This window comes from Sphingomonas sp. GW821-FHT03E12, from assembly GCF_059420685.1.
In genome coordinates this window covers 545,283-559,100 of record NZ_JBWKUF010000001.1, presented here as the reverse complement: position 1 = coordinate 559,100, position 13,818 = coordinate 545,283, and the positions used below count along the sequence as shown (strand labels likewise).

Sequence of the window (13,818 nt, the reverse complement as noted above, 5' to 3'; positions counted from 1 at the left end):
CCCGATTCCGACTCTGGCACGCCCTTTGCTGATGGCTGTTCCGGTCAATTGCGAAAGGGGGCGGAATGAAACTCGTCATCGCCATCATCAAGCCGTTCAAGCTGGATGACGTCCGCGAAGCGCTCACAGAGCTGGGCGTCGCGGGAATGACCGTGACCGAGGTGAAGGGGTTCGGCCGCCAGAAGGGCCAGACCGAGATTTACCGCGGCGCGGAATACAGCACCAACATGGTGCCCAAGATCAAGATCGAGGTGGTCTGCGCGAGCGATCTCGCCGGCCGCGTGGTCGAGGCCATCCAGGCCGCGGCCAACACCGGCGCGATCGGCGACGGCAAGATCTTCGTGCTCGACGTCGGCCAGGCGGTGCGCATCCGCACCGGCGAAACCGACCAGACCGCCCTGTGATGTCAGGGTCCGTGATGTCAGGAGCTCCGATGAAGGGGGTATCGATGAAGAATGCTTTCAAGCTTGCCGCCGGCGCGGGTATTGCGCTGTTTGCGGCGATGCCCGCCTGGGCGGCCGCTGCGGCGCCGGTTCCCAACAAGGGCGACACGGCCTGGATGATGGTCGCGACCGTGCTGGTCATGGCGATGATCGTGCCGGGCCTCGCGCTGTTCTATGGCGGTCTTGTCCGCACCAAGAACATGGCGTCGGTACTCACCCAGGTGCTGGCCGTCGCTGCGCTAGCGATGCTGCTGTGGGTCACCTACGGCTATGCGCTCGCTTTCGGCGGCGACGCCAACCAGTTCATCTCGTCGGGCAAGTTCTTCCTTGCCGGCGTGACCGCGGATTCGACCGTCGCGACCTTCACCGACGGCGTGGTGATCCCCGAATTCGTGTTCATCGCCTTCCAGATGACCTTCTCCGCGATCACCGTGGCACTGGTCATCGGCGGTCTGGTCGAGCGTCTGAAGTTCTCGGCATTGATGGTCTTCGCGCTCGTCTGGCTGACGATCGTCTATTACCCGATCGCACACATGGTCTGGTATCTGGGCGGCACCGAATCGGCGACCGGCCTGATCTTCGGCTGGGGCGCGCTCGACTTTGCCGGCGGCACCGTGGTGCACATCAACGCCGGTGTCTCGGCGCTGGTCGGCGCGATCATCCTTGGCCCGCGTCTGGGCTACAAGAAGGAGATCATGGCCCCGCACTCGCTGACCATGACGCTGGTCGGCACCGGTCTGCTGTGGGTGGGCTGGTTCGGCTTCAACGCCGGCTCGGCGCTCGAAGCCAATGGTTCGGCGGGCCTCGCGCTGATCAACACCTTCACCGCGACTGCGGCGGGCGTGCTGTTCTGGATGCTGACCGAGCGTCTGCTGGGTCACAAGGCTTCGCTGCTCGGCGCCTGTTCGGGTGCGATCGCCGGCCTTGTCGCCGTGACCCCGGCTGCGGGCAATTCGGGCCCGTTCGGCGCGATCCTGCTCGGTGCCGTCGCGGCGGTCGTCTGCGCCTATTTCGTGGTTTCGATCAAGCCGAAGCTCAAGATCGACGAATCGCTCGATGCGTTCGGCATCCACGCGCTCGGCGGCATCATCGGTTCGATCGGTACCGCAGTCACCATGCTGCCCGCGCTCGGCGGTCCGGGTGCGGCCGACTATGCGCTGGGTGCGCAGCTGTGGATCCAGATCAAGTCGGTACTCGTCGCCATCGTCTGGGCGGGCGCGGGTTCGGCGATCGCCTTCTATGTTGCCAAGGCCCTGACCGGGCTGCGCGTCACCGAAGAAGTGGAGCGCGAGGGTCTCGACCTCGGTGAGCACGGCGAACGCGCCTATAATTACTAAAGAGATCGGGGCCGTGCTGCGGCGCGGCCCCCCACGACGTTCCTCCTGCGGACGACTGGGCCGGTGGCAAGACCACCGGCCCTTTTTTTGTGGCGGCACCCGCTCCCCCACCCGGCCACCCACGCCAGTATATCTTGATGGGTGGCCGGGTGGGGGAGCGGGCCGGTGCCGCCTACTGGCTAAGATCCGCGCGGATGAAGTCGGCGCAGCGTTCGCCGATCATGATGCTGGGCGCGTTGGTGTTGCCGCCGATCAGCCGCGGCATGACCGATGCGTCGGCGACGTACAGCCCCTCGACGCCGCGCACGCGCAGCTTCGGGTCGCACACCGCCGCGTCGTCCGATCCCATCCGCGCGGTGCCGACGGGGTGATAGATGGTGTCGGCGCGTGCGCGGATCAGCCGTTCGAGCGCTTCGTCGTCGTTGCGGTCGATCGGGTAGCGGTCGCGCCCGCCAAATGCGGCCATGGGCTGCGCGTCGAGGATGCGGTACATCTCGCGCACGCCCTTGATCAGCAGGTCGACGTCGCGCCGGTCGGTCAGGAAGCCCGGATCGATCAGCGGCGCCGCGCGCGGATCGGGCGAGGCGAGGCGCACCGTCCCGCGGCTCTCGGGCCGAAGGACGCAGGCATGGCAGCTATAGCCATGCGTCTTGACCTTGGCGCGGCCATGATCCTCGACGATCGCGACCAGAAAATGGAGCTGGATGTCGGGCGCGGGCAGCCCCGGGCTGGTGCGCAGGAACGCACCGGCCTCGGCAAAGGGTGACGTCATGGGTCCGCTGCGTGTGCGGAACCAGCGCGCCATCGCGCCGAGCCCCTTGAGCGATCCCATCAGCGACCGGCCGAGGAACAGCGTGCCCCTGGTCTCGAACGCCGCGACATAGTCGAGATGGTCCTGCAGGTTGCCGCCGGTCTCGGCGCGATCGACGCGGACGGTGATCCCGTTCTCCTGGAGGTGCGCGCCCGGGCCGATGCCCGACAGCATCAGCAGCTGCGCGGTCCCGAACACCCCACCTGCGAGCACCACGGCGCGGCGCGCACGGATCATCTTCGACTGGCCGCCGCGCGAATAGGCGACGCCCCAGGCGCGGCCGTCCTCGAACAGCACGCGCTCGACGGTCGTGTCGCACAGGATTTCGAGATTGGGGCGCGGAGTCAGATAGCCGCGCGCCGCGGTCCAGCGCTCGCCGTCCTTCTGCGTCACCTGATAGATGCCGGCGCCCTCCTGCCGCACGCCGTTGAAATCGTCGTTGCGCGGGATCTGGAGCGACGCGGCGGCATCGACAAAGGCCTGGCTGCCCGGGTGGACGAAGCTCTGGTCGCTCACCTGTAACGGGCCGTCGCCGCCATGCCATTGGTTGGCGCCGCGCTGGTTGGTCTCGCTGCGCTTGAACACGGGCAACACATCGGCCCAGCTCCAGCCGGTGGCGCCGAGCGCTTCCCAATTGTCGTAATCCCACGGGTTGCCGCGGATATAGAGCATCGCGTTGATCGCGCTGGATCCGCCGAGCCCCTTGCCGCGCGGCTGATAGCCGCGGCGGCCGTTGAGGCCGGTTTGCGGGACGGTTTCATAGGCCCAGTTGGTCGCGGGCGTCTGCATCGCGATCGCGCCGGGCATCAGCGTGCGGAAGCCGGTGTTGCGCCCGCCCGCCTCGAGCACGGCGACGCTGTACTTGCCGTCCTCGCTCAGGCGGCCCGCGGCGGCGCTGCCTCCGGATCCGGCGCCGATGACGACGATGTCGGCTTCTTCCATGCTTCCCCCGGGTTCCTGTTCAAGCGGTGCCAGCCCGCTCCCCCGCCCGGCCACCCATATCATCCTGTCGCTGGGTGGCCGGGCGGGGGAGCGGGCTGGTGCCGCCTTCCGCGACAGCGGACAGTCTCTGGCGCGCCAGCCAGCGCGCCTTGATGGTTTCGGATGTATCGCGACTGCCGTCGTGGCTCCATCCCGGCGGGCCGAACATATAGCCGAGGCGCGCGCGCAGTCCCGGTGCCGCCCACACGTCCTTCGCGATTCCCCACCATTCGTGGAACGCGGCGCGGATCAGGTTGAAGTCGGGCAGATTGTGGACGATGCCGTAGCGCGGCCGGTCGTCGTCGCGCTCGGGCTCGAACGTCCCGAACATCCGGTCCCAGACGATGAAGACGCCTGCATAATTCTTGTCGAGATAGCGCGCATTGGTCGCGTGATGGACGCGGTGGTGCGAGGGGGTGTTCATCACCGCTTCGAACCAGCGCGGCATCCGCCCGATCATCTCGGTATGGATCCAGAACTGATAGACGAGGTTGAGGCCCGCGCAGAAGAACACCATCGCCGGCGGAAAGCCGATCAGGAACAGCGGCAGGCGGAAGATGAAGCCGAGGCTGAAGAAGCCGGTCCAGGTCTGCCGCAGCGCGGTGGTGAGATTATAGTGCTGGCTCGAATGATGGATGACATGGCTCGCCCAGAACCACCGCACGCGATGCGCCGAGCGGTGGAAGACGTAATAGGCCAGATCGTCGAGCACGAAGGCGAGCGCGAACCAGTACCAGGCGTAGGAAATGTCGAAGAGCCGGAACTGGTGGACCCAGATGGCGAGCGCGAACACCATGCCGCCCGCCAGCACGCTTGCGATCGTGCTGCCGAAACCCAGCATCAGCGAGGTGAGCGTGTCGCGCGGGCAATAGCGGCTGCGGTCCTTGATGCGTGCGACCAGCATCTCCGCCAGCACCAGCGTGACGAAGGCGGGAATGGCCAGATCGACGGGATCGGGCAGGTCGGGCATCACTCTCCTTACACACGTGTAAATAAGCGCGTCGGGCAGGAAAGCGCAATGGGGCGATCAGTCTCCGAGGATCCGGGCGAAGGCGCGCGCCGCGCCGGCATCGGCGACGGTAATCCTGAACATCTGCTGCGGCGAGAGCTGGAGCGTGATCGCGGTGCCGCCAGGGTCATCGCTCATCATCGCGATGCGGGCGCTCGCGAACCGGTCCGCCCGGTGGCGCGCGCCCATCGGCTGGATCAGCACCAGGTCGCCCGGCCCGCCTGCCACGGCGGCCAACTCGCCGCTCGCGGAGACGATGCCCGCCTTGCCCTCGAATCCGCTGCTCAGCGCTTCGGCGAGCCGGATCGCGTCTTCGCCGGTCTCAAGCCGCTGCGCGCCGCCCAGTCTGAGCAGCCACGCAATCCCGGCAAGCGCCAGCACCGCCGCCAGCGAGGCGGCGGTGAGCCACCAGTTCATGCCTTGCCGGACAGCTGGTCGAGCAGCGGGCGGATACCGTTGAGGTCGTAGCCCGCGCCGGCTGCCGCTTCGATCAGCCCCGCCGGGTCTTCGCCGCGGCTCGCCTCGGCCAGCGCCCAGAGGTTGGTCGAGCGGGTGCCCGAGCGGCAATAGGCGAGCACGGGTCCCTCGGCTGCCGCGAGCACGGCGCGCATCGCTTCGACCTGAGGACCCGAAAAGCCGGCATGGGTGATCGGGATGGCGTGATAGGCGAGGTTCAGCGTTTCCGCGACCGCGCGGATGGCCGCGCCCTCGGGCTGGCCGGATTCCTCGTCGTCAGGGCGGTTGTTGACGATGGTGGTGAAGCCGGCGCGCGCGGCCTCGACGATGTCCGCGGGGTCGAGTTGCGGGGCGACCGAGATCTGATCGTTGATGCGGCGGATGCTGGCCATGAACTGTCTCCTCAGGCCTGTTCGCGTATCACCTGCAGGAAGGCGTCGCCATAGGCATCGAGCTTGCGTTCGCCGATGCCCGAAAAGGTAGCGAGGGTCGAGCGGTCCTGCGGGCGGCGCGCGGCCATCTCGCGCAGCACCGAATCATGGAAGATGACGTACGGGGGCACGCTGGCGGCTTCGGCGAGTTCGCGGCGCTTGGCGCGCAGGGCCTCGAAAAGGCCTGCATCCTCGGGCGCGAGCGATGCCGCCGCCTCGCTGCGGCGCTTGCGGCCGCGTTCGGGCTCGGCAGCGAGGACGACCTCGACCTTCGCTTCGCCGCGCAGGATTGCGCGGGCGTCGCCTGCCAGCGCGAGTCCGCCATGCTCATTCGCGACCAGCACGCCGCGGGCCTGAAGCGCGCGGGCGACGGGCTTGACCAGCGCCATGTCCTCGGCGTCGGCGATCCCGAAGACCGAGAGCCGGTCATGCCCCCATTTCTCGATCCGCTCGTCATTGGTGCCGCTCAGCACCTTTTCGAGGTGCCCGACGCCGAAGCGCTGGCCGGTGCGATACACCGCCGAGAGCAGCTTGCGCGCGGTCTCGGTCGCGTCGCGCACGCCCGGCGCGTTGAGACAATTGTCGCAATTGCCGCAGCGCTCGTCAGGGCTCTCGCCGAAATAACGCAGCAGGATCGCGCGGCGGCATCCGGCGGTCTCGACCAGTCCGGCAAGCGCGTCGAGCCGCGCGCGTTCGGCGCCCTGGCGGTTCTGGGGAAGCTCGGTCAGCCAATCGCGCGCGCGGGTGAAGTCGCCCGGCGCCCAGAAGAGATGCGCCACTGCGGGATCGCCGTCTCGGCCCGCGCGGCCGCTTTCCTGATAATAGCCCTCGATCGACTTGGGCAGGCCGGCATGCGCGACGAAGCGGACGTCGGGCTTGTCGATGCCCATGCCGAACGCGATCGTCGCGACCATCACCATGTCTTCGGAGCGGACGAACTCGGCCTGCGCGCGGCGGCGCGCATCGGGCGGCATGCCCGCATGGTAGAAGCGGGTGGGACGGCCCGTACTGGCGAGCGCAGCCGCGAGCTTCTCGGTCCGGTCGCGCGAGGTGGCGTAGACGATGCCCGCGCCGGGCGTGCGCTTGACCAAGGAAGCGATCGCCGAGCCTTTCGAGGCGGTGCTGGTAATCGCGTAGCGGATGTTCGGCCGGTCGAACCCGGCGATGATCAGCCCGTCCGATGGAATGCCGAGCTGTTCGAGAATGTCGGCGCGGGTATGCGCATCGGCAGTGGCGGTGAGGGCGAGCCGCGGCAGCTCCGGAAAGGCGTCGAGCAGCGGGCGGAGCAGGCGATAATCGGGTCTGAAGTCATGGCCCCACTCGCTGACGCAATGCGCTTCGTCGATCGCGAACATCGACAGCTTCGCGCTGCGCAGCAGGTTGCGGAACCCTTCGCCCGAGGCGCGTTCGGGTGCGACATAGAGCAGGTCGAGATCGCCGGCGCGGAAGCGCGCGATCGTCTCGTCGCGATTGTCGTCGGCGCTGGTCAGCGTCGCGGCGCGGATACCCACCGCTTCGGCGGCGCGCAGCTGGTCGTGCATCAGCGCGATCAGCGGTGAGACGACCAGGCAGGTACCGTCGAGCATCTTGGCGGGCAGCTGATAGGTCAGCGACTTGCCCGCCCCGGTCGGCATCACCGCGAGCGTGCGCTGTCCGGCCAGCACGCGATCGACCACATCGTGCTGGACGCCGCGGAAATCAGGAAAGCCGAAGGTGGATCGAAGGACGTCGCGCGGGTTCATCGCAGGGCGTATAACGGGTGCTTTCCGGAAATGCGCGCCATCGTGTAGGTTTCTGTGCGCAAGCTCCCGAGGAGATTTCCGTGGACACCGACGTCACCGACAATCGCGACCGAAACCGTTATGAGCTCGCGGTCGACGGCCACACCGCCTTCGCTGCGTACAAGATCGACGGTGACGTCATCACCTTCACGCATACGGTGGTGCCGCCCGCGCTCGAGGGCCGCGGCATCGCCAGCCGGCTGATCCTGTTCGCGCTGACCGATGTGCGGTCGCGAGGCATGACGCTGATCGCGCAATGCCCGTTCGTCGCGGCCTATATCCGCAAGCATCCGGAGTGGGCGGACTTGCTCGCCAAGCCGCTGGACTAGACCGCGACCGGCGCTCCATCGACCAGCATGTGCGTGCAGAGCTGCGCCGCGGCGCTGTCGTCTGCGTCGAGCGCGGCGACCGCGACCCAGCCCTCGGCGCGCAGCTTCGCCGCAAGCGCCGCATCGGTACCCACCGGCAGGAACAGCCTTCGGCGCGTGCCGTTGGTGAGCCCTGCGTCAAGGATCGGATCGACGAACAGCGACACGCCGACCGCGGGTTCGTCGGCGTTCGCGCCGATCACCGAATAGCTGCCGCCGCGCCCGATCTCGCCGCGCACGCCGCGCGCGAAGAGCGAGAAACCGATCCAGCTCTGATATTCGAAGCCGTGGCGCTCGGTGGGGTCGAGGGTGAGGGCAACTTTGCCCGCAACCGCTTCGGCGACCGCCGCGAGGCCGTCGAGCCGGGAGGTTAGCGCGCCGCCCTTGTCGAGCGTGCGCAGCCGTTCGAGCGCGGCGTCGAACGGGCCGGCGGCTTCGATCAGCGGCAGGAAATCGGGATCGATCGCCGCAACGCCCGCCGCGTCCTTGGCGTCGAGCCGGTCCCGCAACGCCGCGAGCTGTTCGGGTGCCATGCCCGGCGCCAGCTGCTCGACCAGATCTGGCAAGGTGAAATCGAGCGCGAGCTTGCCGACGCCCGCCTGCTCCAGCGCTTCGACCGCGACGCTGACCACCTCACGTGCCGCCGCCACGCTGTCGCGCCCGATCAGCTCGAAGCCGATCTGGCGCATCGCGCGCTCGGGACGCAGCTCGCTCGCGCGCAGCTTGAGCACGGTGCCGGCATAGGAGAGGCGCACGGGTCGCGGATGGTGCGCCATGCGCGTCGCGGCGATTCGACCGATCTGCGCGGTGATGTCGGGCCGGATCGCCAGGGTGCGGCGCGACGCGGGATCGGTAAAGCGCACCGCGTCCTTGGCCGATGCGGCCTTGAGGCGTGCACCGAGCGATTCCTCGAACTCGGCGAGCGGCGGGTCGACACGCTCATAGCCATAGAGGCGTGCGACATCGAGCACGCGCCGCTCCATCGCCGCCGCCGTATCGGCATGCGGCGGCAAGCGATCGTGAAAGCCCTCGGGAAGAAGTCCGTTCATGTCCTTAGCCCTCTCCCCTCTGGGGAGCATCGGGTAAACCGCGCCCCGCGCGGTTTAGGTTTTGCCGGGGGCAAAACCGACCCGCTGCTGGTTGGGAGAGGGGCAGCGCGGCAAGCGCGGCGCCGATGGCGTGTGCCACGCCTTCCAGATTGCTGCCCACTTCGAAGTTCGTGAAACGGATCACGCGATATCCCCGCTTTTCCAACCAGGCCGTGCGCTGAGCGTCCTTGGCTTCGCACAGCGCATGCGTGTCGCCGTCGATCTCGATGATGAGTTTGCGGAATCGCGCGACGAAATCGGCGATATACGGCGCGATGACGACTTGGCGAGCAAATTTGACTTGCTCGAACTGTTTGGCGCGCAGGATGCGCCACATGACGGCTTCGGTGGGCGTGGGGTTGCCGCGCATGGCTTTAGCACGGGCGAGGAGTGTCTCATCGACCTTTGGCATTGCCGCGCTGCCCCTCTCCCAACCCTCTCCCCAGAGGGGAGAGGGCTAGAAGTAGCAGCTCAGAACTTCAGCGCCATTGCGGTCTTGACGCCGGGAAGTGCGCGGACCTGGGCGACCAGTTCGGGGGTTACCGCATCGTCGACCGAGAGCAGCAGCACCGCTTCGCCGCCGGCATCACGGCGGCCAAGATGGAAGGTGCCGATGTTGACGCCCGCATCGCCCAGCGTGGTGCCGATCCGGCCGATAAAGCCGGGTGCGTCCTCGTTGACGACATAGAGCATGTGGCCGGCGAGGTCCGCTTCGACCTTGATCCCGAACAGCTCGACAAGGCGCGGGGTGCGGTTGCTGAACAGCGTGCCCGCGACCGAACGCTCGCCCGCATCGGTCTTGACCGAGACCCGGATCAGCGTGTGGTAATCGCCTTCCTTCTCGGTCTTGATCTCACGCACCTCGATCCCGCGCTCCTTGGCGAGGAAGGGGGCGTTGACCATGTTCACCGTGTCCGAATGGACGCGCAGAAAGCCTGCCAGCACCGCACTGACGATCGGCTTCTGGTTCACTTCCGCCGCAGCGCCCTCGCTATGGATCGACACGCGCGCGAGATTGCCGTGCGCGAGCTGGCCGACGAGGCTGCCGAGCTTCTCGGCAAGCTCCATATACGGTTTCACCCGCGGGGCTTCCTCGGCGGTCAGGCTCGGCATGTTGAGCGCGTTGGTGACGCCGCCATTGACGAGATAGTCGGCCATCTGCTCGGCGACCTGGATCGCGACATTGACCTGCGCTTCGCTGGTCGACGCGCCGAGATGCGGCGTGGCGACGAAGTTGGGCGTGTTGAACAGCGCATGTTCCTTGGCCGGCTCGGTCACGAACACGTCGAGCGCGGCGCCCGCGACATGGCCCGAATCGAGCAGGTCCTTGAGCGCCGCCTCGTCGATCAGGCCGCCGCGCGCGCAGTTGATGATGCGAACGCCCTTCTTGGTCTTGGCGAGATTCTCGGCCGAGAGGATGTTGCGCGTCTGGTCGGTCAGCGGCGTGTGCAGCGTGATGAAGTCGGCGCGGGCGAGCAGCTGGTCGAGCTCGACCTTCTCGACGCCCATCTCGACCGCGCGCTCGGGGCTGAGGAACGGGTCATAGGCGACGACCTTCATGCGCAGGCCGTGCGCGCGATCGGCGACGATCGATCCGATATTGCCCGCACCGATCAGGCCGAGCGTCTTGCCGGTGACTTCGACGCCCATGAAGCCGTTCTTCGGCCACAGGCCGGCCTGGGTCTGCGCGTTCGCCTCGGGCAGCTGGCGCGCGAGCGCGAACATCAGCGCGATGGCATGCTCTGCGGTGGTGATCGAGTTGCCGAACGGGGTGTTCATCACCACCACGCCCTTGGCGCTGGCATTGGGGATATCGACATTGTCGACACCGATCCCGGCGCGGCCGACGACCTTGAGGTTGGGCGCCGCGTCGAGGATTTCCTTGGTCACCTTGGTCGCGCTGCGGATGGCGAGGCCGTCATACTGGCCGATGATCGCCTTGAGCTCTTCCGGCGTCTTGCCGGTGATCTCGTCGACCTCGACGCCGCGCTCGCGGAAGATCTGCGCGGCCTTGGGGTCCATTTTGTCGCTGATGAGTACCTTGGGCATGGGTATGTCCTTCTTCGCTCCCTCTCCCCTCCTGAGAGAGGGCCGGGGTGAGGGGCAGTGGGTCTTGAAACGAGAGCGGGTGGCGCGACGCCGGCGTCCAGCCCCTCTCCCAACCCTCTCCCCGGAGGGGAGAGGGCTATTCGGAGTCAGGCGGCCTTGGCCGATGCGTAGGCCCAGTCGAGCCAGGGGCCGAGCGCCTCGATATCGGCGGTGTCGACCGTGGCGCCGCACCAGATGCGCAGCCCCGCGGGGGCATCGCGATAGCCGGCGACGTCATAGGCGGCGTCGGCCTTTTCGAGCAGCCCGGCGAAGGTCTTGATGAACGCTTCATCGGCGCCATCGACCGTCAGGCACACGCTGGTCTTCGAGCGCGTGGCTTCGTCGGCGGCGAGATGGCCGAGCCAGTCGCGCTCCGCGACGATCCGGTCGAGCGCAGCGGCGTTGGCGTCCGAGCGCGCGATCAGGCCGTCGAGACCGCCCAGGCCCTTGGCCCATTCGAGCGCGAAGATCGCATCCTCGACCGCGAGCATGCTGGGCGTGTTGATCGTCTCGCCCTTGAACACGCCCTCGGCGAGCTTGCCCTTGGCCATCAGGCGGAACACCTTCGGCAGCGGCCAGGCCGGCGTGTATTGCTCGAGCCGTTCGACGGCGCGGGGACCGAGGATCAGCACGCCATGGCCGCCCTCGCCGCCCAGCACCTTCTGCCACGAGAAGGTGGCGACATCGATCTTGTCCCAGGGGAGGTCGTAGGCGAACACCGCGCTGGTCGAATCTGCGAAGGTCAGGCCCTCGCGATCCGCCGGGATCCAGTCACCGTTCGGTACGCGCACGCCGCTGGTGGTGCCGTTCCAGGTGAACAGCACGTCGTCGGCGAAGTCGACCTGGCTGAGGTCGGGAAGCTGGCCATAATCGGCGCGGATCACCGTCGGATCGAGCTTGAGCTGCTTGACGGCATCGGTGACCCAACCTTCACCGAAGCTCTCCCAGGCGAGCGTCGTCACGCCGCGCGCGCCGAGCATCGTCCACATCGCCATCTCGAACGCGCCGGTGTCGGAGCCGGGGACGATGCCGATGCGATGCGTGTCGGGCAGCTTCAGCATCTCGCGCATCAGGTCGATGCAATAGGCCAGACGGGTCTTGCCGAGCTTCGAGCGGTGCGAGCGTCCAAGGACGTCAACCGCGAGCTTCGACGCATCCCAGCCCGGAGGCTTGGCGCAGGGACCGCTGGAGAAATGGGGGCGTGCCGGCTTGGCGGCGGGCAGAGCAATGGACGCAATACCGGCGTCGGCGGCAGTCAAATCAGTCATGTAGACTCTCCTCACAGAGAGCACGCGCGGCGTTGGGACCGCGTGGCCCGCCGGCGGCCCTAAAGGCAAGGCGTGCGAAGTCAAGCGAAGAGCGGCCGGAGGAATAGTATCTTTTGTATCCTCCGGCCGGGAGGAATGCGGTTGTGGCGGGTTCGGTGCTCTGGCTAGAGTTGCCGCGATGCGTATCCTGCCCGTCCTGCTGCTCCCGCTCTTTCTCGCCGGCTGCATGTTCGGCGGCGGAGGCCGCGACGAGCCGCCGCGCCGTCCGGCCGTGCGCCCCGATCCGCGCGGGCCGGTGACCTTGAACCTGCCGACCAGCCGCGAGACGCAGCAATGTTTCGCCGATCTGTCGCGCGCGAATGTGCGATTCAGCCCGTTGCCCGATCGCGACTATGGCGGCGGCTGTCAGGTGATCGGGGCGGTCGAGCTGATCGACATTGGGCTGCCGGTCACGAACCTGAAGGGGATGCGCTGCCCGCTGGCGCGCAACTTCATCGCCTGGATCCGCAACGCCGCGGTGCCCGCCGTGCGCGAGATCCTCGATGGCGAGCTGGTACGGGTCGAGACGATGGGCAGCTATGCGTGCCGCGGGATCATCGGCGGTGGCCCGGTGTCGGCCGGGCGCATCTCCGAGCATGGCCTGGGCAACGCGGTCGATGTCTCCGCCTTTGTGCTGGCCGACGGGCGGCGAATCAGCGTCAAACAGGGCTGGCGCGGCGGTACGGATGAGCAGGCGTTCCTGCGTGCGATTCACCGTTCGGCCTGCCGGCGCTTCGCGACGGTGCTGAGCCCCGACTATAACGCCGCGCACCACGATCACCTCCACCTCGACATGGGGCGGGGGCCTTTCTGCCGGTGAGGAATTGGATTAAGCGTCGCCGATGACAGATACCAAAGTTCCCTCGCGCGTCTTTCCGCGCGCACGCCAGGATGCCGAGACCGCCGCGACCGGCGTCTCCACCCCCCAGACCGAGCATCCCGCCTATCGCCTCGCCTTTCAGGACATGGACTTCCTGCTGCGCGAGGACCTGCGCCCGGTGCGCTTCCAGCTCGAGCTGCTGAAGCCCCAGCTGCTGCTCGACGAGGCGCGGATCGCCTCGACCTTCGTCATCTATGGATCGGCGCGGATCCCCGAGCCGTCCAAGGCGCAGGCGCTGCTCGATCTTGCCACCGACGACCAGTCGCGCCGGATCGCCGAGCGGCTGATCGAGAAGTCCAAATATTATGAGGTCGCGCGCGAGCTGGCGGGGCTGGCGAGCTGCTACCCCCTCGATACCGATGGCGAGCGGCACTTCGTGGTCTGTTCGGGCGGCGGCCCGTCGATCATGGAGGCGGCGAATCGCGGTGCGACCGAGAAGGGCTGCGAATCGATCGGGCTCAACATCGTGCTGCCGCATGAGCAGGCGCCGAACGCGTATGTGACGCCGTCGCTGTCGTTCCAGTTCCACTATTTCGCGCTGCGCAAGATGCACTTCCTGCTGCATGCGCGCGCAGTGGCGGTGTTCCCGGGCGGGTTCGGGACGTTCGACGAATCGTTCGAGCTGCTGACGCTGATCCAGACCGGCAAGATCGCGCCGATCCCGGTGCTGTTCTACGGCAAGGACTTCTGGAACCGCGTCGTCAATTTCGAGGCGCTGTGCGAGGAAGGCGTGATTTCCCCGCGCGACCTCAACCTCTTCCACTTCTGCGAAACCGCGGAAGAGGGCTGGGACATCGTCCAGCAATTCTACGCGGACAAGAACGGGGGCTGACGCCCC

14 protein-coding genes are annotated in these 13,818 nt (G+C 67.4%); 5 read left to right on the top strand and 9 right to left on the bottom strand.

Translation table 11 applies throughout. The annotated features are described in order from the left end of the window. Nucleotides 1–65 precede the first annotated feature (65 nt). Together AC07TU_RS02595 and AC07TU_RS02590 are read left to right on the top strand one after the other, a co-directional pair. A complete protein-coding gene (locus tag AC07TU_RS02595) occupies nt 66–404 on the top strand; it encodes a P-II family nitrogen regulator (RefSeq protein ID WP_066578278.1) in 339 nt (112 codons plus the stop codon). 44 nt (nt 405–448) lie between these two features. Next, the gene (locus AC07TU_RS02590) at nt 449–1,780 is read left to right on the top strand and encodes an ammonium transporter (protein ID WP_495186350.1); all 1,332 of its coding nucleotides are present in this window, start codon (nt 449–451) and stop codon (nt 1,778–1,780) included. A gap of 172 nt (nt 1,781–1,952) precedes the next feature. Here AC07TU_RS02590 and AC07TU_RS02585 read toward each other — a convergent pair whose 3' ends face one another. The 5 genes from AC07TU_RS02585 to recQ are packed head-to-tail and all read right to left on the bottom strand — an operon-like array spanning nt 1,953 to nt 7,210. Further along, nucleotides 1,953–3,533 (bottom strand): GMC family oxidoreductase, encoded by a 1,581-nt coding sequence (locus AC07TU_RS02585; RefSeq protein WP_495186349.1) that lies wholly within the window; start codon nt 3,531–3,533, stop codon nt 1,953–1,955. Nucleotides 3,534–3,552: 19 nt separating this feature from the next. After that, nucleotides 3,553–4,542 carry a sterol desaturase family protein gene (locus AC07TU_RS02580; RefSeq protein ID WP_495186348.1) on the bottom strand — a complete coding sequence of 330 codons (990 nt, stop codon included), beginning with the start codon at nt 4,540–4,542 and terminating at the stop codon, nt 3,553–3,555. 57 nt (nt 4,543–4,599) lie between these two features. Further along, a complete protein-coding gene (locus AC07TU_RS02575; protein WP_495186347.1) occupies nt 4,600–4,998 on the bottom strand; it encodes a hypothetical protein in 399 nt (132 codons plus the stop codon). Continuing rightward, nucleotides 4,995–5,429 (bottom strand): protein tyrosine phosphatase family protein, encoded by a 435-nt coding sequence (locus AC07TU_RS02570; protein WP_495186346.1) that lies wholly within the window; start codon nt 5,427–5,429, stop codon nt 4,995–4,997. The genes AC07TU_RS02575 and AC07TU_RS02570 overlap by 4 nt, the downstream gene beginning before the upstream one ends. An 11-nt stretch (nt 5,430–5,440) precedes the next feature. Beyond that, a complete protein-coding gene (gene recQ / locus AC07TU_RS02565; RefSeq protein WP_495186345.1) occupies nt 5,441–7,210 on the bottom strand; it encodes a DNA helicase RecQ in 1,770 nt (589 codons plus the stop codon). Between the two features lie 80 nt (nt 7,211–7,290). Between recQ and AC07TU_RS02560 the strand changes: the two genes are divergently transcribed. Beyond that, nucleotides 7,291–7,578, top strand: a complete 288-nt coding sequence (locus AC07TU_RS02560) for a GNAT family N-acetyltransferase (protein WP_495186344.1) — start codon at nt 7,291–7,293, stop codon at nt 7,576–7,578. Here the strand turns inward: AC07TU_RS02560 and AC07TU_RS02555 are convergent. The 4 genes from AC07TU_RS02555 to AC07TU_RS02540 all read right to left on the bottom strand — a co-directional run bounded on the left by AC07TU_RS02555 (nt 7,575) and on the right by AC07TU_RS02540 (nt 12,061). After that, nucleotides 7,575–8,666, bottom strand: coding sequence for an ATP phosphoribosyltransferase regulatory subunit (locus AC07TU_RS02555; protein WP_495186343.1), 1,092 nt, complete (start codon nt 8,664–8,666; stop codon nt 7,575–7,577). The two genes, AC07TU_RS02560 and AC07TU_RS02555, sit on opposite strands and share 4 nt — an antisense overlap. Nucleotides 8,667–8,670: 4 nt before the next feature. Then, a complete protein-coding gene (locus AC07TU_RS02550) occupies nt 8,671–9,117 on the bottom strand; it encodes an endonuclease domain-containing protein (RefSeq protein WP_495186342.1) in 447 nt (148 codons plus the stop codon). Nucleotides 9,118–9,176: 59 nt separating this feature from the next. Continuing rightward, complete coding sequence (serA, locus tag AC07TU_RS02545; RefSeq protein WP_495186341.1) at nt 9,177–10,754, bottom strand: phosphoglycerate dehydrogenase; 1,578 nt, start codon at nt 10,752–10,754, stop codon at nt 9,177–9,179. A 146-nt stretch (nt 10,755–10,900) separates the two neighbouring features. Further along, nucleotides 10,901–12,061 (bottom strand): phosphoserine transaminase, encoded by a 1,161-nt coding sequence (locus AC07TU_RS02540; protein WP_495186340.1) that lies wholly within the window; start codon nt 12,059–12,061, stop codon nt 10,901–10,903. 178 nt (nt 12,062–12,239) lie between these two features. Between AC07TU_RS02540 and AC07TU_RS02535 the strand changes: the two genes are divergently transcribed. Beyond that, complete coding sequence (locus AC07TU_RS02535; protein WP_495186339.1) at nt 12,240–12,920, top strand: extensin-like domain-containing protein; 681 nt, start codon at nt 12,240–12,242, stop codon at nt 12,918–12,920. 22 nt (nt 12,921–12,942) lie between these two features. Next, nucleotides 12,943–13,812, top strand: a complete 870-nt coding sequence (locus AC07TU_RS02530; RefSeq protein ID WP_495186338.1) for an LOG family protein — start codon at nt 12,943–12,945, stop codon at nt 13,810–13,812. The last annotated feature ends 6 nt before the right edge of the window (nt 13,813–13,818 follow it).

Excerpts from the sequence above, each read along its gene's own strand:
- AC07TU_RS02570 (WP_495186346.1), bottom strand. The coding sequence starts at position 5,429 with ATGGCCAGCATCCGCCGCATCAACGATCAGATCTCGGTCGCCCCGCAA.
- AC07TU_RS02555 (WP_495186343.1), bottom strand. The coding sequence starts at position 8,666 with ATGAACGGACTTCTTCCCGAGGGCTTTCACGATCGCTTGCCGCCGCAT.
- AC07TU_RS02535 (WP_495186339.1), top strand. The coding sequence starts at position 12,240 with ATGCGTATCCTGCCCGTCCTGCTGCTCCCGCTCTTTCTCGCCGGCTGC.
- AC07TU_RS02595 (WP_066578278.1), top strand. The coding sequence starts at position 66 with ATGAAACTCGTCATCGCCATCATCAAGCCGTTCAAGCTGGATGACGTC.
- AC07TU_RS02530 (WP_495186338.1), top strand. The coding sequence starts at position 12,943 with ATGACAGATACCAAAGTTCCCTCGCGCGTCTTTCCGCGCGCACGCCAG.
- AC07TU_RS02575 (WP_495186347.1), bottom strand. The coding sequence starts at position 4,998 with ATGAACTGGTGGCTCACCGCCGCCTCGCTGGCGGCGGTGCTGGCGCTT.
- AC07TU_RS02590 (WP_495186350.1), top strand. The coding sequence starts at position 449 with ATGAAGAATGCTTTCAAGCTTGCCGCCGGCGCGGGTATTGCGCTGTTT.
- AC07TU_RS02540 (WP_495186340.1), bottom strand. The coding sequence starts at position 12,061 with ATGACTGATTTGACTGCCGCCGACGCCGGTATTGCGTCCATTGCTCTG.
- recQ (WP_495186345.1), bottom strand. The coding sequence starts at position 7,210 with ATGAACCCGCGCGACGTCCTTCGATCCACCTTCGGCTTTCCTGATTTC.
- AC07TU_RS02550 (WP_495186342.1), bottom strand. The coding sequence starts at position 9,117 with ATGCCAAAGGTCGATGAGACACTCCTCGCCCGTGCTAAAGCCATGCGC.
- serA (WP_495186341.1), bottom strand. The coding sequence starts at position 10,754 with ATGCCCAAGGTACTCATCAGCGACAAAATGGACCCCAAGGCCGCGCAG.
- AC07TU_RS02585 (WP_495186349.1), bottom strand. The coding sequence starts at position 3,533 with ATGGAAGAAGCCGACATCGTCGTCATCGGCGCCGGATCCGGAGGCAGC.
- AC07TU_RS02580 (WP_495186348.1), bottom strand. The coding sequence starts at position 4,542 with ATGCCCGACCTGCCCGATCCCGTCGATCTGGCCATTCCCGCCTTCGTC.